The organism is Streptomyces sp. NPDC059355, from assembly GCF_042752335.1.
GTDB lineage: Bacteria > Actinomycetota > Actinomycetes > Streptomycetales > Streptomycetaceae > Streptomyces.
This window is the reverse complement of record NZ_JBHYXN010000010.1, coordinates 1-22,131: the sequence shown is the minus strand read 5'-3', so window position 1 is coordinate 22,131 and position 22,131 is coordinate 1. Positions and strand designations below refer to the sequence as shown.

18 protein-coding genes and 1 pseudogene are annotated in these 22,131 nt (G+C 72.4%); 17 read left to right on the top strand and 2 right to left on the bottom strand.

All coding sequences use genetic code 11. The features are described from left to right. The first annotated feature begins 32 nt into the window (after positions 1 to 32). From ACFXGI_RS12180 to ACFXGI_RS12170, 3 genes and pseudogenes are all read left to right on the top strand, one after another. Positions 33 to 1,502 carry an MFS transporter gene (locus tag ACFXGI_RS12180; protein WP_384705323.1) on the top strand — a complete coding sequence of 490 codons (1,470 nt, stop codon included), beginning with the start codon at positions 33 to 35 and terminating at the stop codon, positions 1,500 to 1,502. A 92-nt stretch (positions 1,503 to 1,594) separates the two neighbouring features. After that, positions 1,595 to 2,140 (top strand): annotated as a pseudogene (locus tag ACFXGI_RS12175) (alpha/beta fold hydrolase); the annotation flags it as partial. A 73-nt stretch (positions 2,141 to 2,213) separates the two neighbouring features. Continuing rightward, a complete protein-coding gene (locus tag ACFXGI_RS12170; protein ID WP_384705322.1) occupies positions 2,214 to 2,564 on the top strand; it encodes a hypothetical protein in 351 nt (116 codons plus the stop codon). Between the two features lie 22 nt (positions 2,565 to 2,586). Here ACFXGI_RS12170 and ACFXGI_RS12165 read toward each other — a convergent pair whose 3' ends face one another. Both ACFXGI_RS12165 and ACFXGI_RS12160 read right to left on the bottom strand, forming a co-directional pair. After that, positions 2,587 to 2,913: a hypothetical protein gene (locus tag ACFXGI_RS12165; RefSeq protein WP_384705321.1), complete on the bottom strand. Its 327-nt coding sequence runs from the start codon at positions 2,911 to 2,913 to the stop codon at positions 2,587 to 2,589. Between the two features lie 75 nt (positions 2,914 to 2,988). Continuing rightward, positions 2,989 to 3,567, bottom strand: coding sequence for a molybdopterin-dependent oxidoreductase (locus tag ACFXGI_RS12160; RefSeq protein WP_384705320.1), 579 nt, complete (start codon positions 3,565 to 3,567; stop codon positions 2,989 to 2,991). A gap of 450 nt (positions 3,568 to 4,017) precedes the next feature. Here ACFXGI_RS12160 and ACFXGI_RS12155 point away from each other — a divergent pair, with 450 nt between their 5' ends. The 14 genes from ACFXGI_RS12155 (at position 4,018) to ACFXGI_RS12090 (ending at position 22,042) form a co-directional block, all read left to right on the top strand. Then, positions 4,018 to 5,292 (top strand): phenylacetate--CoA ligase family protein, encoded by a 1,275-nt coding sequence (locus tag ACFXGI_RS12155; RefSeq protein ID WP_384705319.1) that lies wholly within the window; start codon positions 4,018 to 4,020, stop codon positions 5,290 to 5,292. Continuing rightward, entirely contained in the window at positions 5,289 to 6,599 is a 1,311-nt protein-coding gene (locus ACFXGI_RS12150) for an MFS transporter (protein ID WP_384705318.1), read from the top strand. The genes ACFXGI_RS12155 and ACFXGI_RS12150 overlap by 4 nt, the downstream gene beginning before the upstream one ends. Further along, a complete protein-coding gene (locus ACFXGI_RS12145; protein ID WP_384705317.1) occupies positions 6,596 to 7,732 on the top strand; it encodes a GNAT family N-acetyltransferase in 1,137 nt (378 codons plus the stop codon). The genes ACFXGI_RS12150 and ACFXGI_RS12145 overlap by 4 nt, the downstream gene beginning before the upstream one ends. Then, positions 7,729 to 8,925: an acyl-protein synthase gene (locus ACFXGI_RS12140; RefSeq protein ID WP_384705316.1), complete on the top strand. Its 1,197-nt coding sequence runs from the start codon at positions 7,729 to 7,731 to the stop codon at positions 8,923 to 8,925. The genes ACFXGI_RS12145 and ACFXGI_RS12140 overlap by 4 nt, the downstream gene beginning before the upstream one ends. Then, on the top strand, positions 8,922 to 11,450 hold the full coding sequence (locus tag ACFXGI_RS12135; RefSeq protein ID WP_384705315.1) for an aldehyde dehydrogenase family protein: 2,529 nt from the start codon (positions 8,922 to 8,924) through the stop codon (positions 11,448 to 11,450). Before ACFXGI_RS12140 ends, ACFXGI_RS12135 begins: the two co-directional genes overlap by 4 nt. Positions 11,451 to 11,637: 187 nt before the next feature. After that, a complete protein-coding gene (locus ACFXGI_RS12130; RefSeq protein ID WP_384705314.1) occupies positions 11,638 to 12,012 on the top strand; it encodes a hypothetical protein in 375 nt (124 codons plus the stop codon). Positions 12,013 to 12,170: 158 nt separating this feature from the next. Further along, positions 12,171 to 12,509, top strand: coding sequence for a metalloregulator ArsR/SmtB family transcription factor (locus ACFXGI_RS12125; protein ID WP_327130752.1), 339 nt, complete (start codon positions 12,171 to 12,173; stop codon positions 12,507 to 12,509). Positions 12,510 to 12,621: 112 nt separating this feature from the next. Continuing rightward, complete coding sequence (locus ACFXGI_RS12120) at positions 12,622 to 12,888, top strand: hypothetical protein (protein ID WP_327130751.1); 267 nt, start codon at positions 12,622 to 12,624, stop codon at positions 12,886 to 12,888. A gap of 698 nt (positions 12,889 to 13,586) precedes the next feature. Next, positions 13,587 to 14,933 (top strand): hypothetical protein, encoded by a 1,347-nt coding sequence (locus ACFXGI_RS12115; RefSeq protein WP_384705480.1) that lies wholly within the window; start codon positions 13,587 to 13,589, stop codon positions 14,931 to 14,933. Next, on the top strand, positions 14,930 to 16,330 hold the full coding sequence (locus ACFXGI_RS12110; RefSeq protein ID WP_384705313.1) for a VWA domain-containing protein: 1,401 nt from the start codon (positions 14,930 to 14,932) through the stop codon (positions 16,328 to 16,330). The genes ACFXGI_RS12115 and ACFXGI_RS12110 overlap by 4 nt, the downstream gene beginning before the upstream one ends. Positions 16,331 to 16,402: 72 nt before the next feature. Continuing rightward, a complete protein-coding gene (locus tag ACFXGI_RS12105; protein WP_384705312.1) occupies positions 16,403 to 17,515 on the top strand; it encodes an AAA family ATPase in 1,113 nt (370 codons plus the stop codon). After that, positions 17,512 to 20,352 (top strand): hypothetical protein, encoded by a 2,841-nt coding sequence (locus ACFXGI_RS12100; RefSeq protein ID WP_384705311.1) that lies wholly within the window; start codon positions 17,512 to 17,514, stop codon positions 20,350 to 20,352. The genes ACFXGI_RS12105 and ACFXGI_RS12100 overlap by 4 nt, the downstream gene beginning before the upstream one ends. Positions 20,353 to 20,470: 118 nt before the next feature. Continuing rightward, complete coding sequence (locus tag ACFXGI_RS12095) at positions 20,471 to 21,676, top strand: PP2C family protein-serine/threonine phosphatase (RefSeq protein ID WP_384705310.1); 1,206 nt, start codon at positions 20,471 to 20,473, stop codon at positions 21,674 to 21,676. A gap of 9 nt (positions 21,677 to 21,685) precedes the next feature. Continuing rightward, positions 21,686 to 22,042, top strand: coding sequence for a VOC family protein (locus ACFXGI_RS12090; RefSeq protein WP_384705309.1), 357 nt, complete (start codon positions 21,686 to 21,688; stop codon positions 22,040 to 22,042). Positions 22,043 to 22,131: the final 89 nt, after the last annotated feature.

Below are 22,131 nucleotides of genomic sequence, written 5' to 3'. Positions count from 1 at the left end.
CACGGGCATTCCCGGGCCGCGATGGTGTGTCCATGGCGATCGATTCTCAGACAGCGACGACACCGACACCCACAACGACCGACCCCACCACCGGCCTCCGGGCCGGGGCCGCCGGGAGCGAGCGGCTCACCGGCCGGGCCAAGCTGGTCCTCTTCGTGCTCTGCGCCGCCCAGTTCATGGTGGCGCTCGACTTCTCCGTACTGAACGTGGCCCTGCCGGTGCTCGGCAAGGACCTGGGCCTGAGCCGGTCGGCCCTCCAGTGGGCGGTCACCGCCTTCGCGCTCCCCTCCGGCGGCTTCCTCCTCCTCTTCGGCCGGATCGCCGATCTGTACGGGAGGAAGAAGCTGTTCCTGCTCGGCCTCGCCCTCTTCGGCGCCGCCTCTCTGCTGGCCACCCTGGCCTGGAACCCGGCGTCCTTCCTGGCCGGACGCGCCCTGCAGGGCCTCGGGGCGGCCGTCATCGTGCCGACCGGCATGTCCCTGCTGACCACGACGTTCCCCGAGGGCCCGCTGCGCGATAAGGCCGTCGGCATCTCCGGCACCCTGCTCTCCCTCGGCTTCACCATCGGCATGGTGCTGGGCGGCGTCATGACCGACACCCTCGGCTGGCGCTCCACGATGGGGCTGCTCTCCGTCACCGCCGTGATCGTGCTCGCCCTCGCCCTCGCCCCCGGCCTGCTGCCGGAGTCGCGCACTCCCGACCGGCCGCGTCTGGACGTACCCGGTGCCGTCACCGTGACCGGCGGTCTGCTCGCACTGATCTACTCCCTCTCCTCGGCGGCCCAGCGCGGTTTCGGGGGCGTGGACGTGTGGGGCACACTGCTCGCCGGCCTGGCGCTGCTCGTCGCCTTCGCCGTGGTGGAGTCGAAGGCCCCGGCCCCGCTGGTCTCGCTGCCGATGCTGAAGCGGCGCACGATCGCCTGGGGCAACTTCGCCGGCCTCGTGACCTTCTCGATGATGTCGACGGTCGTCTTCGTCCTGACCCTGTACCTGCAGGAGGCGCTGGGGCTGTCCTCGTTCCGGACCGGTCTGGTCTTCGGAGTCCAGGGCATCGCCTCCGCCTTCGCCGGCTCGTTCGCACCGAAGGTCATCGGCCGGTTCGGCGCCCGCCGCACCCTGACCGGCTCGCTGCTCGGCCAGGGGCTGTTCACCGCGGCGCTGCTCGCCGTGGGCGCCGACTCGGGCGCGCTGGTGGCGACCGTCGCCGTGTCGGTGGCCAGCATGTTCCACCTCGGCGCGATCATCTCGTACGGGCTGACCGTGACGAGCGGCGTACTCGACGCGGAGCAGGGGCTGGCGACCGGCCTGGTCACCACGACGCAGCAGGTCGGCCTGACGATCGGGATCCCGCTGCTCGGCGTCCTCGCCACCACGCAGACCTCGTTGTTCGGCGGGGTCCGCACGGTCCTGCTGGCCGACGCGGCGCTCGTGGTCGCGGCGGCGGTCCTGGTGGGCGTCGGCCTCGGCGCCGGACTCGGCGCCGGCCGTACGAGGAAGGCCTGACCGGGACCGGTCCGTGCGGCGATCCCGCGGCCCGGGCCGCTCGTACCGGATGATCACGGAGCACACGCAATGCAAGGGAGCGGAGAGTGCCGATGCGACAGAGGGTTCCGCTCCTGGGCGCCGCCCTGGTCGCGACGGCACTGGCCGCGCTGCCCGGGTGCAGCGGCCCCTCGTCCCCGCGCGGCGCCCCGGCGGCGTCCGCCCCCGGGCAGAGCCGGGCCCCGCAGGACTTCTCCCGCCAGGTCGACGTGGGCGGTGGCCGCAGGCTCTGGCTGAGCTGCAGGGGGAGCGGGAGCCCCACGGTCGTCCTGGAGTCGGGGCTGCACGATTCCTCCGACACCTGGAACCTCACCGACACCCGCCCGCCCGTCCCCCCATCGCCTGCGGTGTTCCCGGGCGTCGCGGCCTTCGCCCGGGTGTGCACGTACGACCGGCCCGGGACCGTCCGCTACGCGAACCCGCCGGCGCTCACCACCCGCAGTACGCCGCAGACCGGCACGCGCTCCCTCGCCGCCATGGCCGCCGACCTCGACCGGGTGCTGACGGCGGGGCGGGTGCCCGGTCCGTACCTGCTCGTCGGCCACTCCTTCGGCGGGATGATCACCCGGCTGTACGCCCAGCGGCATCCGCAGAAGACGGCCGGCCTCGTCTTCGTCGACGCGTTCGGGACGGACATGCAGCCGTACTTCGGCGCCCGCCTGGCCCGCGTACGTGAAACTGCTCAACGATCCCGGTACGCCCTTCGACGCCGACCCGGGATTCGAGAAGGCCGACATCGACGGCGCGGTCGGCGCGGTGCGGGCGGCCGGACCGCTGCCGAGGGTACCGATGGCCGTACTCAGCAAGACGGAGCCCTTCGCGGCGCCGGCCGGGAGCCCGAGGGACCTCCTCGCACCGCTGGAGCGCGCCTGGCCCGCGGTCCAGCAGGCCCTGGTGGAGCTGGGGGAGCAGACCCCGCACCTGCTGGCCACCGGAAGCGACCACTACGTGCAGGTGCACGACCCGGACCTGACGATCGGCGCCATCCGCCTGGTCGCGGGGCGGATCCGCGCCGGTCGGTGAGCGCCCGCCCGCCGCTCGGGGCTCAAACCCGCTGCCACCGGGGCGGGTTCGCCGGGGAGGCGGGGACCGGCACGGGCTCCGGGCCGCGCAGGTGCAGGTCGCGGACGGTGGCCGCGGTCTCCCGTTCGAAGTGCTCCCAGGAGATCAGCCGCCGCCAGGCCGGATCCGGCCGCCCCGGCACGGTGGCCCCCCGCGCCGCCCACTCCCGGGCGAGCTGCTCGAACAGCGGGGCGGACGCGGCCGCGTGGGCCGGCTGCCGTGGGGTGGGGACGTACAGGGTGCGGCCGCCGTCATCCGCGGCCGCCCGGTGTCGCGCCGTGGTGGTGAGCGTGGAGCGCGTCGTCGTCATGCCCAGGCAAACGATTCGCTGGGCGGCGGGGACACGCATGGCCCTGCGCCGGGGCGGAATGCCTGACCGGGCCGCCTACTCCTCCTGGTAGGAGTGGCGCTGCTCCGTCCAGGGGTCGGCGATGTTGTGGTACCCGCGCTCCTCCCAGAAGCCGCGCCGGTCGGCCGTCATGTACTCGATCGCGCGCAGCCACTTCGGCCCCTTGTAGCCGTAGAGGTGCGGCACGACCAGGCGCAGCGGGAAGCCGTGCTCGACGGTGAGGGGCTCGCCGTCGTGGTGGGTGGCCAGAACGGTCCGCCCGGAGGCGAAGTCGCCAAGGCGCAGGTTGGCGCTGTACCCGTACTCCGCCCAGGCCATGACGTGCGTGACCTGCGGGTCCGGGGGAGCGAGCTCCAGAATGGTCCGGGCGGCGACTCCGAAGAACTCGTGGTCCGTGGAGGTCGTACCCGAGGCGCAGTGCAGGTCGGTCTCGATGGTGGTGCAGGGCAGCGCCGAGAACTCGTCGAACGACCAGGCGTACTTGTCGCCCGTGGCGGTGGCGCCGAAGACCTGGAGGGACCACCGCTCGGGACGGAACTTCGGGACCGGGCCGTAGTGGGAGACGGGCCAGCCCTTGGCGAGGCGCTGGCCCGGAGGCAGGGGTGGGGTTCCCACGAGGTCGTCGTCCTGTTCGGTAGCCGGCGGAAAGGTCACGGCGGCAAGGACACCGCCCACGGGAGAATCCTGCCAGCCCCGCCACCGTTTCCGGTTCGGCGGCCCGGCCCGGAACGGCGCGGGCGGCCGTCGGTTCTCCACGGAATCGGCTCTTTCGCAATGGCGCCGAATCCCCGCGAATGGAGACCCGGGGCGGCGGCTGTGCGGTTTCGGCCCCCGGGGCCGGAAGTCCATGGTTCCGCCATCGATCGATTTGGCGGTGCGTTCCTCTTGTCTCATCATGTGAACAGACATCAGGTTGACGCGACGCTCGTCAACTGTGCGCAACGTACGCATTGTTGACTGATCAACGGATGAGAGTGGTGTGAGTTCCACCACTCCCCGACGCGCGCGCCGCCTGTCTTCCGCCTATTCCAACTTTCATCTTTCATCTTTCGAGGTAAAGGCAGCATGCCCGTCCAGCAGTTTTCAGACCTCGTGCGTTTCGCCCGCGACCGTTCCCCTTTCTATGCCGAGCTCTACGCGGACCTGCCACCCCACGTGAGCCGGGTCACGGACGTGCCCGTCGTGGACCAGGACGCGTTCTGGGCCGCCAACACCCTGAACGACAACCGCGTCCTGACCGCCCCCCTCGGGGAAGCGGTCGTGTTCAAGACGGGCGGCACCACGGGCACGCCGCGGTTCTCCTGCTACACCCGTGAGGAATGGCGGGAGTTCGTCACCACCTTCGGTTCCGGCATGGTCGACGCGGGCCTGCGGCCCGGGCACCGCGTCGCCGACCTCTTCTACGCCGGTGAGCTCTACGCCAGCTTCCTCTTCATCCTGGACTCGCTCGCTCACGCCCCCGTCGCCAACGTCCGCCTGCCCATAGGCGGCGGCGCGCCGCTCGACTCGACGCTCGCCACGATCGAGGACTTCGCCGCAGACGTCCTCGCCGGCACGCCGACCACGCTGTGCCGCCTCGCCGATCACCTGATCTCCGCCGGCCGCCGACTGGACGGCGTGGAGTTCCTGTTCTTCGGCGGCGAAGCCCTCTTCGAGGACCAGCGCCGCCTCCTCGCGGCCGCCTTCCCCCGGGCCACGCCCCGCTCGCTCGGCTATGCCAGCGTCGACGGCGGTCTCCTCGGGAGGCCGGTGGCCGGAGCGGGCGAAGACACCCGCACGCACCGCCCGTTCGCCCCGCACACCCTCGTCGAGATCCTCGACGAGACGACCGGAGAACCGGTCCGCGAGCCGGGCCGCCCCGGACGGGTCGTCGTCACGCAGCTCTACCGCCGCCTCATGCCCGTCATCCGCTACCCCGCCGGCGACCGCGCGGAGTGGACCGACACCGAAGGCGGAGCCTTCCGCATCCTCGGCCGCGCCGAGGAAGGCGTACGCGTCGGCCCCGTATCGCTGTACTGGCAGGACGTCACGAACGCCGTCGCCGAGGCCGACACCGCCTGCCGTGTCATCGGCACGCAGCTCGTCGTACGCCGCGGAGAGGGCCGCGACGGTCTCGTACTGCGCCTGGCCACCGCCCCCGGCCAGGACCCGGCCGGCCTGGAGGTCCTCGCCGAGGAGGTCGTCACCGGGCTGAACGCCGCCCGGCCGCTCTACCCCGACAGCGTCGCCGCCGGATTCGTGCACCCGCTCCGCGTCGAGTGGGCCCGCCACCGCGACCTGGTGGTCAACTCCCGCACCGGCAAGCTCATCCGCGTCCTCGACGAGAGGCCGACGGCATGACGACCCCGACCGTGCCCGCCCGCCGGCTGCCCCTCGTCCTGCGCAACCGCGCCTTCGGCACCGTATGGCTCGGCCAAGTCCTCACCCAGGCCGGTGTGCGGATGTTCCAGGTGGGCATCTCCTGGTGGCTCATCAGCGAAGCCGTGTCCGGCGACGGCGGTTTCGCGGCCGGACTGTTCATGGCCGTCAGCACGCTGCCCGCCGTCGTCCTGGCCCCGCTCGTCGCCCGTGCCATCGCACGCTTCGCCCACCGCTCGCTGCTGCGCACCGCCGCCGCGGGAGCGGGAGCGGCCGCCGCGGCGCTGGCCGTCTGGGCCGGCGCGAGCGACCTCCCCGTCGCCGCGGCCTACGGCGCCGCCCTCGCCCTGGCGACCTGCCAGGCCTTCTTCGACCCCTGCCTGACCACCTCCGTGCCCGAGCTCGTCGACGACGCGGACATCGAGGCCGCGACGGGCTTCGAACTGTCCACCCAGTCGCTGGCGAGCCTCGGCGGAGCCCTGCTCGGCGCCGTCGTCGTGGACGCCGCCGGGGTGGCCGGTCTCGCCACGGGCTGCGCCGCCGCCTACGCCACGGCCGCCCTGCTCATCGCGACCGTACGGTTCCGCACCACCGCACCGCCCGACGGCGATGCCCCTTCCGGCGCGGCCGGAGCCGCCAGTGAGCAGGGCGCGCCGCGCCGGACCCTGCGCCGGCTGCTGGGCTCCATGCCGTACGTCCGCGGCATCCTGCTCTGCTTCACCGCGGCCAACCTCTTCACCACGGCCGTCTTCGTCGTCATGCCGCTGTACACCGCCTCCGTGCTGCACGGCGGCGGCGGCACCGTGGCCCTCCTGGAGGCCTCGCTCGGCGTGGGCACGCTCATCGGCTCCTTCACCGGAGCCCGGATGCCCGGCCGGCCCGCCGTGGTCGGCACCGCCTGCCTCGGCGCGATGGCCGCCGCCCTCGCCGTCCCCGGCCTCATCGCCGCGCGGCCGGTCATCGCCGGGTCACTGCTGCTGACCGGCTGGTGCGTCGGGGTGATCGGGGTCCGCTTCGTGGCCCTGTTCCAGCGGCTGGTCCCGGCGGCCGACAAGCCCGCGTTCTTCGCCGTCATGCAGGCCGTCCTCGGCGCGACCTTCCCGGTCGCCTCGCTGCTCTTCGGCTTCCTCGGCGACCACCTCTCCGCCCGGACGCTGTGCCTGATCCAGGCCGCCGGGCTCGTCCCCGCCGCCCTCGCCCTGGCCCTGCTGCCCGGCCACGCCCGTCCGGCGGGCGCACCCGACGCGGCTCCCGCCCCGGAGCCCACCCCCGCAGGAGGCGTGCGATGACCGCCGCGATCGAGCAGGCCACCCCGGCCGACATCGCCGATCTCCGCCAGCTCTACTACGCCGTCTACGGCCCGCACTACCCGACCGCCCTCGGCACCGACCCCGCCGAGATGTCCCGGCTGATCCAGGACCCGCACACGCTCTGGCTCGTCGCGCGCTGCCCCCGTACCGGCGCCCTCGCCGGATCGGCCGCGGTCCACGGCGAACCCGGCAGCCGGATCGGCCGCCTCGAAGGGCTCGCCGTCCACCCGGACCAGCGCGGATCAGGGCTCGCCGGGCAGCTGACCGAGGCCGTGTGCGCAGGCACCCTTGACGCCGGGAAGCTCGACTCGGTGTACGCCACCGTCCGTACGGTCAGCGCCGGACCTCAGCGCGTCGTGGCCCGCAACGGCTTCCGCCCGCTCGGCATCCTGCCCAACGCCGTGGATCTCAGCAGCCGCGAGAGCCTCGCACTCTACGCGCGTCACTCGCCCGGGGTGCTGGACCGCCGGGTCCCCGTCACCGAGGTCCCCGCCTCCCTGCTGCCGCTGCTGCGCACCGCCGAGGCAAGCCTCGGCATCAGCTACGCGGACGCCCGGCCGACCCCGCCGCTGCCGGTGCCCGCAGGGCCCGCCCCCCGCCGGCTGGAGATGATCGAGGCGCCGGCCTTCGTCCGCCGCCGCTTCCAGGAGCACTTCCCCGACACCGGCCGCTGGTTCTACCCGCTGCACACCCCCAACATCCTGCTCACCCCCGACGACGGCGGGTTCGAGGTGTACGCCTACCTCAACCGCACCGGCGGCTACTGCGCCCTGGTCACGGCCCACCCCGACCCGGCGGCCGCCGCCGGCTGGCTGGAGCCGGTCACCCGGACCCTGACCCGCGCCGGAGCGGGCTACGTGGAGGCGCTCGTACCGCTGGAACACCACGCCGCGCTCTCCGCCTTCGCCGCCCAGGGCTTCATCGCCGGCGCCCTGTATCCGGCCATGCGCCGGGACGGGGACGGCTTCCACGACTACGTGGTGATGTCCCGGACCGCCGAGCACATCGATTTCCGCGGGCTGGTCGTCGACCCGCCTCTGCGGCCCTTCCTCGATTCCTATGTGTCGGCCTGGACGTCGACACATCTGCCCGTACGTGAGGTTGCTTCATGACCCCTTCCACGGCCCCTTCCGTGACCCCGTCCACGACCCCCTCGAAACCGCATCTCGCCCCCGTCGACGTCCCCGACGCCGCGGCCCTCGCACGGGTGCAGCAGCTCTGCGACCTGACCGGGCCCTACACGTCCGGCCCCGCCGAGGAAGAGCTGTTCACCGCCGCCATGGCGGAGATCAACGCCTGGCACCGCGACCGCTCCCCGTTCTTCCGCAGCCTCTACGAAGACGGCGCGCGGCCGGACACCCCGTACCGGGCGCCCCTGGTGCACGCGAACTTCTTCAAGCGCCACGAGGTCCTGTCCGTACCCGAGGACCAGGTCCACCTCCACCTGACCTCTTCCGGCACCACCGGACAGAAGTCGCAGATGTTCTTCGACGAGTGGACCATCCGCTCCGCCCAGCGCATGGTCGCCCGCATCTTCGACCACAACGGCTGGATCACCCCCGACCAACCGGTCAACTACCTGCTCTACAGCTACGAGCCCGCCCGCGACCTCAACCTGGGCACCTCGTTCACCGACAACTACCTGTGCGACTTCGCTCCGGCCCGCCAGGTCGAGTACGCCCTGCGCAACACCGGCAACGGGCACGAGTTCGACCCCTTCGGCTGCGTCGCCGCGCTGCGCCGCTTCGCCGGGGAAGACGTACCGGTCCGCATCCTCGGCTTCCCGGCCTTCCTCTGGTTCACGCTGGAGCGGATGCGGGCCATGGGCCTCCCGCCGCTGGAGCTGCCCGAAGGCTCGCTGATCATCCTCGGCGGCGGCTGGAAGGGCCACACCGACCGGCAGATCGGCAAGCACGAGCTGTACGCCCGCGTCACCGAGCAGCTGGGCGTCCCCTCGGAGCGGATCCGGGACACCTTCGGCTCGGTCGAGCACTGCATCCCGTACATCGAGTGCGCGCACCACAACCTCCACGCACCCGTCTGGTCCCGCGTCTTCATCCGCTCGACCCGCACCCTCGAACCGCTGCCGTACGGCGAGCGCGGCTACCTGCACCTGGTGTCCCCGTACATCACCTCCGTACCGGCGCAGAGCGTCGTCATGGGCGACCTCGCCTCGCTCCACCCGGGCGAGGAGTGCGGCTGCGAGCTGACCACCCCGTGGTTCACGATCCACGGCCGCGCCGGGGTCAGCCGCAACCGCAGCTGTGCCGTGGCCGCCGCCGAACTGATGAAGGGAATGTCGTGACCGACACCATCAACCTCAACCACCACTACTGGCAGGGCACCTTCATCGGGGACGAGGAGGCCGCCCGCCGGCTGGCCAGCCTGCCCGCGGCCGTCGAGTCCGCGCTCGCCGCACCGCTGGACACCGAGACGGTCCTGGCCGCCGCCGACGCGCTGTCGCGCGCCCTGCGCACCCCCGGCCACCGTCTGCGTGAGCGGCTGGCCCCGCACCTGCCCGAGGGCGGCGACGCGGAGCAGGAGGAACTCCTGGCCGAACTGGCCGAGTTCCTCGGCCGCGCTTCCCTCACCCGCAAGCTCCGCCGCGAGCTGGGCGGCACCGCCCCGCAGCGGCTGAACCGCCCCGACGCCAAGGAGACGGTCTACGAGGCCTGGGCGCCCGTCGGACTGGTCGCCCACATAGCCCCCGGCAACGCCGCCACCGTCGCCCCGCTCAGCCTCATCGAGGGACTCCTCGCAGGGAACGTCAACGTCCTCAAGACCAGCAGCGCCGACACCTTCCTCGCCCAGCACCTCCTCGCCGAACTCGCCGCGCAGGACCCGACCGGCGCCCTCGCCGAGCGAATCATCGTGCTCCGCTTCCCCTCCTCCCGCCAGGAGTGGCTGCGCCTGATGTGCGCACCCGCCGACGCGGTCGCGGTATGGGGCGGCGAGAGCGCCGTCGAGGGTGTCGCCGCCCATGTCCCGGCCGGCTGCCGCCTGGTGGAGTGGGGACACAAGATCTCCTTCGCGTACGTCACCGAGGACGCCTGGGTGGACGAGGCGACGGCGACCGCCCTGGCCGGGGACGTCTGCCTCTTCGAGCAGCAGGCCTGTTCCAGCCCCCAGGTCGTCTACCTCGACACCGACGCCGGGAACACCGAGGTCCTGCACGCGTTCGCCGAGCGCCTCGCCGCGGCCCTGGCCGCGCAGCCGGGGCCCGCCGCGGCGGACCGCGAGCTCGACCCGGCCGAGTACGCCGAACTGACCACCACCGAGCACCTCGCCCGTCTGGAGGAGCACCTCGGCCTCACCCGCGTCCTGGCCGCCCCCGACGGCACCTGGCGTGTCATGGCCGACACCCGCCCGGCGCTCACGGCCTCGCCGCTGCACCGCAGCGTCTGGGTCAAGCCGCTGCCCCGCAAGGACCTCATCGCCACGCTGCGCCCCATGCGCCGCTACCTCCAGACGGCCGCCATCGCGGGCAGCCGCACCGACATCGCCGAGCTCTCCGCGCTGGTGCTGGCCGCCGGCGCCACCCGTGTCACCCCCGTCGGGGCCATGACCGCGGGCTACGCCGGCGAACCGCACGACGGGGTCTACGCCCTCCAGCGCTACAGCCGCCGCGTCGCGGTCCAGGCCGACGCGCGCTTCGCCGCCACCGCCTGCCTCGACGACCTCGCCCGCCCGGCGGCCTTCCCGCAGCCGAGGGGGCCGCTGCTGGACAAGGCCGCCGTACAGGACCTCAACCGAGGGGTCGAGCGGAGCGACGCCGAGCTGTACTTCCGCAGCGGCGGAAGCACCGGTACGCCCGCCCTGTCGCTGTTCACGTACGAGGACTACGACACGCAGATGCACGCCGCCGCCCGCGGCCTGCTCGCCGCCGGGTACGACCCGGCCCGCGACCGTACGGCCAACCTCTTCTACTGCGGCGGCATGTACGGCGGGTTCATCAGCTTCTTCTCCATCCTGGAGCGGCTCGGCGGCGTCCAGATGCCGATGGCGGCCGGCGCCGACCACCGGGCCACCGCGGAGATGATCGCCGCGTACGAGGTGGACACGCTCTTCGGCATGCCCTCGTACCTCTGGCAGCTCCTGCACGAGGAAGCCGACCTGCTGCGCTCGTACGGGGGTCTGCGCAAGATCTACTACGGCGGCGAGCACTTCACCGAGGAGCAGCGCAGGACGCTCACCGAGACGTTCGGCATCGAGGTCGTCCACTCCATCACCTACGGCAGCACGGACCTCGGCCCGCTCGGCTACCAGTGCACGCACAGCGGCGGCAGCGTCCACCACCTCCACGCCGACCTGCACACGCTGGAGATCGTCGACGTCGACGAGGACCGGCCCGTGGCACCGGGGGAGACCGGCCGGCTCGTCTTCACCACCCGTGCCCGGCGCGGACAGCACCTCGACCGGTACGTGATCGGCGACCTCGGGCGCGCGCTGCCCGGCCGCTGCCCCTGCGGCAGCCACGCCCCGCGCTTCGAACTGCTGGGCCGGCTGGGCGAGGTGATGAGGGTGGCGACGTACTTCCTCAACTACCGCCGCTTCGTGGCCATCGCGGGGGAGCGGCTGGGGTACGGCGGCGAGCTCCAGGCCGTCCTGACCGCCGGGGCGGCCCGAGAGGGCCTCACCGTACGGCTGGAGAGCGCCCACGCCCCGGACCCGGACCGGGCCCGGGAGGCCTTCCTGGCCGCGTACCCGGAGGTGCGGTCGGCGGTGGCGGAAAAGCTGCTGGACTTCGCGGTCGAGGTGGTGGACGGAGCCGATCTGTCCCGTACGGCGACCAGCGGGAAGCTGCTGGTGGTGGTGGACCGCAGGCGGTAGCCCCCGTCGGCGCGATCACGCGCGTGCCGGGCGGATCTTAGACGAGGGATGGGAGGTTTTCCGTCAAATCTCCCATTCTCCTCCCGTCCTCACGCACGCTCAGTAGCGTCGGTCTCACGAGAGGTCAGGCGTACCGCGGAAGCAAGCGGGCGCCGGCCGCGAACGGAGCGATGAGGAGCGGACGCCAATGGCAAATGTGGAAGTCTCGTTGAAGGAGACCATGACCTCGATCGAGGGCACCCTGGGAGTCGCGCTCGTCGACTACACCAGTGGAATGGCGCTGGGCGCCCTCGGCGGCGGCAAGGATCTCGACCTGGCGGTCGCCGCGGCGGGAAACACGGACGTGATCCGGTCCAAGGTGCGCACCATGGAAATGCTGGGCCTGAAAGACGAGATCGAGGACCTGCTGATCACCCTGGGGAGTCAATACCACCTGATCCGGCTGCTCAGGGGGCGCGGGAACGACGGACTGTTCCTGTACGTCGTACTGAACAAGGCGAATTCGAATCTGGCGATGGCCCGGCACCAGCTGAAGCGCATCGAATCCGCACTAGAGGTCTAGGGAGTGTCCGCTCCCTCGGGCCCACGCATGCCCATGAATTGAAGAAGTCTTCAATCCGGCACATCCGAAATTGGTCAACCAGGGGCATGCGTGGGCCCATCGGGCGGAATGATGGAGCCGCAAGCAAGGTCCAACTGAAGGCGGGAGCGTGCGTGGGCATGCAGGTACCCCTGTACCAGGCGAAAGCCGAGTTCTTCCGCATGCTCGGACACCCCGTCAGGATCCGTGTCCTGGAGCTCCTGCAGAACGGTCCGAGACCCGTACGCGAGCTGCTCGCCGAGATCGACGTCGAGCCGTCCAACCTGTCCCAGCAACTGGCGGTCCTGCGTCGCTCCGGCATCGTCGTATCCACGCGCGACGGCGGGACCGTCACCTACGCCCTCGCCGGGGGCGACGTGGCCGAGCTCCTGCGCGCGGCCCGTCGCATCCTGACCGAACTCCTGGCGGGTCAGAGCGAACTCCTGGCCGAACTGCGCCAGGTGGACCCCCGGCGCTAGGGGGATGTTTTCCGGGTCGTGGTCCGGCGGCGGGGGCGGGGCCGCGGGACGCGGACGGGCCACGAGGTCGGGATACCGGCCCGGCGGCCGGTCGGTGGCTAGCCTGGGGCGCATGGAATCCTCCCCCGCGTCCCACCCCGCCAGCTACACCGTCGTCCTGCGTCCGGCGCTCGCCGAGCCCGGTGATTCCGCCCGGCGGGGGGTGCTGCGCACCGCCCTGGTCGAGGCCACCGGTGAATTCGGGGCCTCCGGCTATCCGCGGTACGCGGGCGAGGGAGTACAGGCCGACATCGACCCCCGGACGCGCACCGTCGAGGCGGTGACGCTCGACGGCGCGGAGCTTCCGTACGGCTGGGTGGCACAGCTCGCCGACGGATAGGGCGGCCCGCGGCCGGAGCGGCCCAAGCAGCCCGCGACCAGGGCGTTGTCAGTGCTCGCACCTATGTTCAGCAGTGTCCCGCCGAACGGCGCGGAACTCGCCTTGCTGCATGGGAGATGGGTGCGTTGTCAGATTGGGAGAGGTCGAGCACGGCCCGGGTGGTACCACCCGCACGGCCGCGCAAACTCGCCAAGGTTCCCTTCGTCGAGCTCGCCGACGGGCGCCTGCAGGGCGTGGTGTCCAGCGGCTCCGACATAGAGCGGGTCTACGTCTCGTCGGTCGCGGCCGGCACCTACGCCTTCGCCTGCAGCACCAACAACAACCGGCCCTGCGGCGGCGCGCGGGGCTCGTTCTGCAACCACATCCGGGCCCTGATCAACGAGGCGGTGCTCCAGTACGGCGCCCCGCGCGTCGCCCGCTACCTGCGGGTCGAGGCCGCCGACGGTGAGCCGACCGCGCCCGGCATCGCCGCCGACATGGTCGCCGCCCGACCTCCGCAGGGGGACACCAAGGCCGCCGCGCCCGTGTTCAGCCGGTTCCTGCGCCATCTGGCCTACCTGGAACTCGCGCCGACCACCGCCCCGTTGCCCGAGATGCAGTGGTTCCCGCCGACCAGGGCGGAGGCGACGAGCGCGGGGGAGCGCGCCGAGGCGCCCGCCGAAGCGCCCGCCGAAGCCGTCGCAGGGCTCGACGAAGCCCTGGCCGCCGTCGACGCCTTCGACGAGGCCCTCGTCTGCGGCCTGCTCCGGCCGCGGTCCGACCGGGCCGCCGCTCTGACCGCCTTCGCCGACGCCGTCGCGGGGAGCCCGCTGGCCGCCAGGGTCGCCGAAGCCACAGGGAAGGCGGCGGCCGGAGCCGCGGGCGAGGACCACTTCGTGGCCCTCGCCGCCGCCCGTACCGCCCTGCTCGGTTCCGTCCACGACGCGCTGACGACCCGCATCGAGGAGGTGACCGGCCGACCCCGCAGTGCGGCGGACGGCGTCCAGCCCTCCGGCGGGGCGCAGGCGCCCAACCTGCTCCTCGCCGCGCGTTCCTGGCTCTGCGACCTCGCCCGCTCCGGCTGGCAGGGCATCGACCACGACCTGGTCTCCGCGTCGGCGCCGGTCGTCTCCGCGATGCTTCCCGACCCGGCGTTGCGCCGCCTGGCGACGCTCCTCGACGGGTTCGCGGCCGAACTGGCCGCCTCCTGCCCGGGGGCCACCCTGGACCGTATCCCCGTACGCCGCTGGGCCGACCTCTGGTCGCGTGCGCTGCTGCTGACGCTGCCCGGCGCCGCCGACGCGGCCGCGACCGGGACGGCCACCGGCCGCCTCCTGCCGCTCGGCGTCGACCTGCACGAGCACGCGACCGCCGTACAGGCCCAGGTCCACGCGGTGTTCGAGCCCGCGGACGGGTCCGCGACCCGGCTGGTGCGGGCCGGCGTCTCGGCACCGAAGCCCGACACGGTCGTCGGGGCCGGCCTGTGGCAGCTGCTCCGCCCGCACATGTCGCTCCTGGCGGCGGTCGGCGAAGGCCGCTCGATGGACCTTGCCGACATGCCGGTCACGGCCGAGGGCGACCTGATCTGGAGCGACGCGCACGCCCGCCCGGGCGAGGCGGTCGACGCCTTCGCCGCCGCGCGGGTGGCACTGCCCGCCGCGGGTACTTCGGCGACCGCGCCGCTGGACCGGCACCCGGCGAGGATCGCCGCACCCGTCTTCCTGGAGGGCTATGCCACCCGTACGGATGACGGGGGCGCGCTGATATTGACCGTCGCGGGCGCCGACTTCGCCGTCGACGCGGACCGGATCCCCACCGCCGGACCGCTCACCCCGGAAGCCGTCGCCGCGTCGAGTGCGTGCATCGGGCTGCTCCGCTGGGACGCCGGGACCTTCACCGTCCAGCCGCTCGCCGTCGAGACCACCGTACGGAGGAAGGCGGTCGCGGTACACGCCGGTGCATGGGCCGGCGGCACGGCGGACAAGGCCGGGGCGAAGGCCGAGAAGGCCGCCACCGACGCCGCGGCGGTGCTGCGCGAACGAGCCGGAAGGCTGCTGCGGAAATGACCGGACACGAACAGGGAGCCGAGGCGCTCCCCGCCCTCGAGGACAACCGCAGGCAGGTCCTGTACTGGCGGCTCCTCTCCCGCCTCTTCGACCCGGAGGAGCAGGCGACCCTGGAGTCGGCGAGCCTGGCCGTGGTCGAGGACATCGGCCTGCCGGCCGCCCTGCTGGACCCGCAGGCGTCCGTCGACTCGATCGTGCAGCGCCACCCGGAGCTGGCCGCCGAGTTCGACGGCCTGATGGCGCCGCCCGAGCCCGAGCCCGAGCCCGAGCCCGAGCCTGACCCCGAGTCCGGCGCGGACTCCGCTTCGGCGGGCACCGGTGACGGCGGACGCGACCGGGCCGCCGAGGTGCGGCGCGCCGCCCTCGTCTCGAAGGTGCTGCTCAATGTCTTCTCCACCGGCTCCGGCACGGTCACCGCCGGGCAGCTGTCGCGCTGGCAGTCCGACGCGGGCTGGCTGGAGCGCTCGCTCGGCTCCAAGCCCGGCGGGCTGCGCGGCGCCCGGGCCGGGGGAATCGGACCGGAACTCGGCGCCATCGAGGCCGACCTGGTCAAGCGGATGCGCCTGCGCGAGGTGCTCGCCGACCCCCGGCTCGCCGCTCGGCTGACCCCGAGCATGTCGCTGATCGAGCAGCTGCTGCGCGACAAGGACAACCTGTCCGGAGTGGCCCTGGCCAACGCCAAGGCACTGATCCGCCGCTTCGTCGACGAGGTCGCCGAGGTGCTGCGCACCCAGGTGGAGAAGGCCACGGTCGGCGCCCTGGACCGCTCGATCCCGCCCAAGCGGGTGTTCCGCAACCTCGATCTCGACCGGACGATCTGGAAGAACCTCACCAACTGGAGCCCGGAGGAGGAGCGGCTGTACGTGGACCGCCTCTACTACCGGCACACCGCGCGCAGGACGACCCCCCAGCGGCTGATCGTGGTCGTCGACCAGTCGGGTTCGATGGTCGACTCGATGGTCAACTGCACCATCCTGGCGTCGATCTTCGCCGGACTGCCGAAGGTGGACGTCCACCTCATCGCGTACGACACCCAGGCGCTCGACCTCACCCCGTGGGTGCACGACCCGTTCGAGACCCTCCTGCGCACCAACCTCGGGGGCGGCACCGACGGCACCGTCGCGATGGCCCTGGCCCAGCCGAAGATCGCCGAGCCGCGCAACACCGTCGTGGTGTGGATCTCGGACTTCTACGAATGGCAGACCGAGCCGCTCTTCGAGAGCATGGCCGCCATCCACCGCTCGGGCGCCAAGTTCATCCCGGTGGGTTCGGTCACCAGCTCCGGCCGCGGAAGCGTCAATCCGTGGTTCCGGGAGCGCTTCAAGGACCTCGGCACGCCGGTGCTCTCCGGCCACATCCGCAAGCTCGTGCACGAACTCAAGACGTTCCTCACCTAGACGTCCAGGACCTCGAGGCCTCAAGACCTCACAAAGCCCCAAGACCTTCGACATCCCGAGAAAGGCCCTGCCATGTCCGACCTGTTGCGCGCCCCCGCCGAGATCAAGTACGCCGAGGAACTGGCCTGGCTGGAGTCCGTCGACGACGGCCCCAAGCCCTTCTCCTGGCGCCTCTCCCCGAAGATGGTCCGCCTGTTCATCCTCGGCTCCGAGCGCTCCGACGGCCTCGACCGGGAGATCTCCCAGAAGTGGTACGGCGACCGCAGCTTCGTCGAGCGTTCCATCGTCACCCTTGCCTCCGACCGCGGCCTCCTGCTGATCGGCGACCCCGGCACCGGCAAGAGCTGGCTGGCCGAGCTGCTCTCCGCCGCGATCTGCCGCAATTCCACACTGGTGGTGCAGGGCACGGCCGGCACCACCGAGGACCACATCAAGTACTCCTGGAACGTGTCCATGGTGATCGCCAAGGGCCAGTCGCGGGAGTCGATGATCCCCTCGCCGATCATGAACGCGATGGAGACCGGCGCGATCGGCCGCTTCGAGGAGCTCACCCGCTCCACCAGCGACGTCCAGGACGCGCTGATCTCGATCCTGTCGGAGAAGTACATCTCCGTCCCCGAGCTGGACAGCGAGAACATCGTCTTCGCCAAGCCCGGCTTCTCCGTCATCGCCACGGCCAACAGCCGCGACCGCGGAGTCAACGACCTGTCCTCCGCACTCAAGCGCCGCTTCAACTTCGTCCGCATCCCCGTGGTGACGAACAAGAAGAGCGAGGAGGAGATCGTCCGCTTCCGCACCGAGGAGCTGCTGCGCCGGCACCGAATCGAGCTGGACGTGCCGCCGACCCTGCTCGACGTACTGCTCCAGAGCTTCACCGATCTGCGGGCCTCGGCGGCCGCGGCCGGCAGCGACGACGAGAAGCTGGAATCGGCGCTGTCGACCGCCGAGCAGATCGGCGTGCTCGAGGACGCGATCCTGCACAGCAATTTCTTCGGCGAGCGGACCCTGACCGCCCACACGCTGGCCTCCTCGCTGGTCGGATCGCTGGCGCGGCGCGAGCCGGAGGACCTGGCCATCCTGAACAAGTACCTGCACGGGGTCGTCGAGCCGCGCAGCAAGGAAGAGGGCGGCTCCTGGCCGGAGTTCCTGGAGGGCGGCCGCGACGCGATCGCCACCCTGTCATGAGCACGGGACAGGAGAGCCCCGTACACGGGAGCCCCGCACAGGACGGCGCCACCTTCGACGCGCTGCGCACACAGCTCCAGGAAGCCGCCACGGCCTTCGCCGACGGACCCGACGCGCTGGAGGGGATCCTCCTCGGCATCGTCGACGACGTCGACCGCGCCGTACGCGAACCGCTGGAGGTCTTCCCCGTCTGCCACCACTCGCCGGCCTCGGCCGTCGCGATGGCCCGGCGCCTGCGGGAGAAGCAGCCGAAGGTGGTCTACCTGGAGCTCTGCGAGGACATGGCTCCGCTCCTGACCGAGCTGCGCAACTGCCGGCTCCCGGTGGCGGTGCAGGCGTTCGCGAGCGAGGTCGACGGCTTCCCGGCCGAATGGGCGCCGCTGTCGGTCGTCGCACCGATCACGGAGGCCTCGGCCGAGTACCAGGCCATCGCGTACGCGCTGGACACGCCGGGCGTCGAACTGGTCCTCGTCGACCGCTCCTCGGACCACGTGTTCCAGTGGCAGGCGGACGACGGGGCGCAGTCGCCCGGGGAGCCGGGCGACCCGGACGCGCCGCCGGCCGAGGAGGAAGCCGCGCTGCACGGTGACGCGGTCGGAGTGGAGATCGGCGACCTGCGCCCGCGCTTCGCCGAGCTGGAGGAGCACCTGCTCCACCACGGCCGGGTGCGCCACTGGTCGGAGTGGTGGCACCAGTACGTCGAACTGCCCCTCGGCGACAGCGACCACGACACGTACCGCCAGGTCATGCTGCTGATCGGCAGCCTGTTCCGGCGGCTGGCGCCCGGGGACCCGGCGCGGGTGCGCGTGGACGAGGACCGTGAGCGCCACATGTGGACGAGGATGCGTGAACACCTCGCCGCGTCCGGCACCGATCCCGCCGAGTGCCTGTACGTCTGCGGAGCGTTCCACGCGGCCAGCCGTGTCGCCGAGTTCGGCGTCCACGGCGCCGACACCTTCGAGATCAGCCCGCCCAGTGCGAGTACCTGGCAGTACGGGCTCATTCCGTCCAGCCATGCGGCGATCGAGGCGCAGTTCGGCCTGGCCGCCGGTTCCGTGTCGATCGCGGCCACGCAGTGGGCGAAGAACCTCAAGCGGACGCGGATCCAGCCGTTCCGGCTGGAGGGGCAGGCGGGCACGAAGAAGACGGCCAAGCCTCGGAAGGCAGTGGCGGCTGCCGCTGCGCCGGACTCACCCTCCGACCCTGCCGCCGACATGCTCTCCGGGTTCCTCCGGCGTCCGCCCGTACTCGACCGCCTCGACGAGGCCGAACTGCTCGGCTGGTCCGTGGAGATCGTGCGCGCCGCGCGCCGGAGCGGCTACCTCGCCTCCACCGCCGACGCCATCGCCGTCTTCGAGACGTCGATCCTGCTGGCCGGCATGCGCGATCGTGCCAAGCCCACACCGTACGACTTCCAGGACGCGGCGATCACCTGCATCGAGAAGGACTCGGTGCCGGGCCGGCGCGACGTGCGCCGCCTCGTCGAGATCATGATGGGCGGCGACCGGATCGGCCAGGTCGGCTACGACGCGCTGCCGCCGCTGGCCCGCGACGTACACGACCGGCTCGCACCGATCGGTCTCAAACTCCAGCAGCGCGGCGTGCAGCGGGCCTTGCTGGACATGGCATCGCGCCCCGAACTGGAGAAGTGTTCCGACGTCCTGTGGATGCTGCGCCACCTGATGCCGCCGGGCACGGCGCGGCCGATCATGGGCGAGCGGCGGCTCGGTGAGCGGCCGATCCAGGAGTCGTGGGACCTCGCGCTGGGCACGCAGCAGAGGGCGCTGATCGAGCTCGGTTACGAGGGCGTCAGCATCGAACAGGTCCTGGAGCAGCGCCTGCGGCGCACCGCGTACGGACCGCAGGCGACGACGGCGACGGTCCTCCAGGCCGTGGAGGACGCGACGCTGTACCTGCGCAGCCGCCGCCTCGCCGACGAACTGGGCACGCGGGCCCTGGAGGTCCTGGCGACCGAGCGCAGCGTCGACGGAGCGCCGGAGGTGCTGCGGCGGGTGCGGAGGCTGCTGGGCCACTACCGGACGAGCGAACCGGCGCTGCCCGCGTGGATCGAGTCGTTCGTCAAGACCGGCTACGCGCACTACTGCACCCTGCTGCCGACGGCGTTCACCGACGAGGACGCGACCGTCCGCCAGGTCGGCGCGATGCTGGGCTTCCTGTTCAGCATGGAGAGCCTGGCCCTGTCGCTCGGATGCGACCGGACCCAGCTGGAGCTGGCCTTCGCGCAATCGCATCCGCAGGAGCCGGCGAAGGTGGCGCTGCTGTGGGCGGCCGAGGTGCACCTAGGGCGGCTCTCCCGTACGGAGCTGCGGGCACGGTGCGACGAACTGCTGGGCAACCCCCTCGTCGTACCCGCCTATCCGCGCTACCTCAGCGGATTCCTGCACGCGCTGGAGCCGGTGCCGCAGCTGGCCGACTTCGTCGTGGAGGCGGTGTCGAACGCGTTCGCGCGGCTGCCGGATCCGGTGCTGCTGCCGTGGCTGCCGGCCCTGATCACGACGCTGCGGTCCGGCGGAGCCGAGTCGGTCCCGCTGCTGATCCGCGAGGCCGGGAGGATCTTCCCCGGCCGGCTGGCGGCGCTGGACACGTGGGTGCCGCCGTGGCTGGAGCAGCCGCCGGTGGCGGCCTTGCCGTCGCGTCGCGGCAGAGCCGCCGCGCTGCTCACGGCCCACCCCGGGACCTGTGACGCCGTCTCCGCCCTGCTGGGCTGCGACGGCGCGTGGAGCGGGCAGGCTCCGGCCGCCCCGTCGGGCGCGGCCCTGGTCGCGCGCCACCCGGACGCCGCCCGGGCTCTGGAGGCGCTGTTGGCCGCCTGCTGAACCCGCTGGGCGCCACGCGTCAGGAGGTCGCCCGTCAGGCGGTCGCGCGGCGCGCGTGCGGGCGGCGGGTGGTGCTGGTGGAATGGCCTCTTCGGCTGTCAGGGGCCGGGGAGGTGTCTTGTCGGAGCATGACGGGAGGCCCGCCGGGCCGCCGGGGGAGTACGAGGCGCTGCGCGCGCGGCTGCGTGCGATGGAGGCCGCGGCCGAGCAGATCGGGACGAGGCTCGACGAGAACGCCACCTGTCAGGAGCTGGCCGGATTCCTGTTCCGCAACCTGTGCGACGCCGTCGCGGTGGACCTGCGGGCCGAGGACGGCGGACTGCGCCGGGTCGCGGTGGCCGGGGCCGTCGGGCTGCTGACCGCGCAGACCGGCGAGTCGCCGTCCGTACGCGCCATCGACGGCGGGCACCCCCTGTCCGAGTGGGTGGTGGTCTCCGGTGGCACCCGGGTGCACCTCGTGTCGGTTCCGCTGCTGGCCCGGAACCGGGTCCACGGCGCGGTGCTGGCCGTTCGGGCCGGCGGCGGCTTCAGCGACCACGAGGCGGCGACGGTCCACTTCACGGCCAGGCTGGCCGCGGTACACCTGGGCCACGCCCGGGAGCTGGCCGCCACCGAGGACACGGCGCTGCACCTGCAGCGGGCACTGGTGTCGGAGCCGGGCAGGCCGCACCCCAATCTGCAGATGGCGAGCCGCTACCTGCCCGTCGGCTCCCGGGCCCTGGTGGGCGGGGACTGGTTCGAGACGGTCCGGCTGCACTTCGGCCGCACGCTGCTGGTGGTCGGGGACGTGATGGGCCACGGGCTCGACGCCGCCGTCGACATGAACGCCTACCGTTCCACGCTGCGTGACGTGGCGTCGACGGATCTGGCCCCGCACCGCGTGCTGCGTCAGCTGGACGCGCTCGTGGCCGAGGACCCGGCCCGGCGGCCCGCCACCTGCCTGCTCGTACGGGTCGACCCGACGCGCGGGGTCGCGGACTTCGCCAGCGCCGGGCACCTGCCGCCGGCGGTCTTCGGGGCGGACAGCACGGCGATCCTGGTCGACGTCCCGGTGGGTCCGCCGCTGGGCACCGGGGTGGGCGGCTACGAGGGCGTGACCCGGCGGATCACCGACGAGGAGACCCTGGTGATGTTCACCGACGGGCTGGTGGAGCGGCGCGGCGAGGACATCGACGTCTCGCTGGCCCGGCTGGCCGGGCTGCGGCTGCCGGCGGGGGAGACGGTCGAGGAGATGGTGGACGCGGTGGTGGTGGCCTTGGACGCCCGGCACGCGGAGGACGACGTCGCCGTACTCGCCGCCCGCATCCGGCCGCGCAGACCGTAGCATCCCCGTATGCCGCTTGAGTGGGAACAGACGATCGTCGAGGCCAGGGACCCTGCCGCGCTGGGCCGTTGGTGGGCGCAGGCGCTCGGGTGGGTGGTCGTCGACGACTCACCGGACGAGTACGAGATCCGCCCCGAACCGGACCGGATGCCCGGGCTGCTCTTCGTACGGGCGGCGGAGCCGAAGCGGTCGAAGAGCCCCCTGCACCTGGACTTCCGCCCGGACGACCAGTCGGCGGAGGTCGCCCGCCTCCTCGCCCACGGCGCCCGCCCCGCCGACATCGGCCAAGGAGAGGACGTCACCTGGATCGTCCTGTTCGACCCCGAGGACAACGAGTTCTGCGTCCTGTCCTCCCGCCGCCCCTAGGTCGTGTCGTCAAAGTCCCGTCTGGCCGGCGGGGCCTGGCACGCACGCTCGCCGCGTTGTCGTCGGTCACCGACGCTCCGCGTCGATTC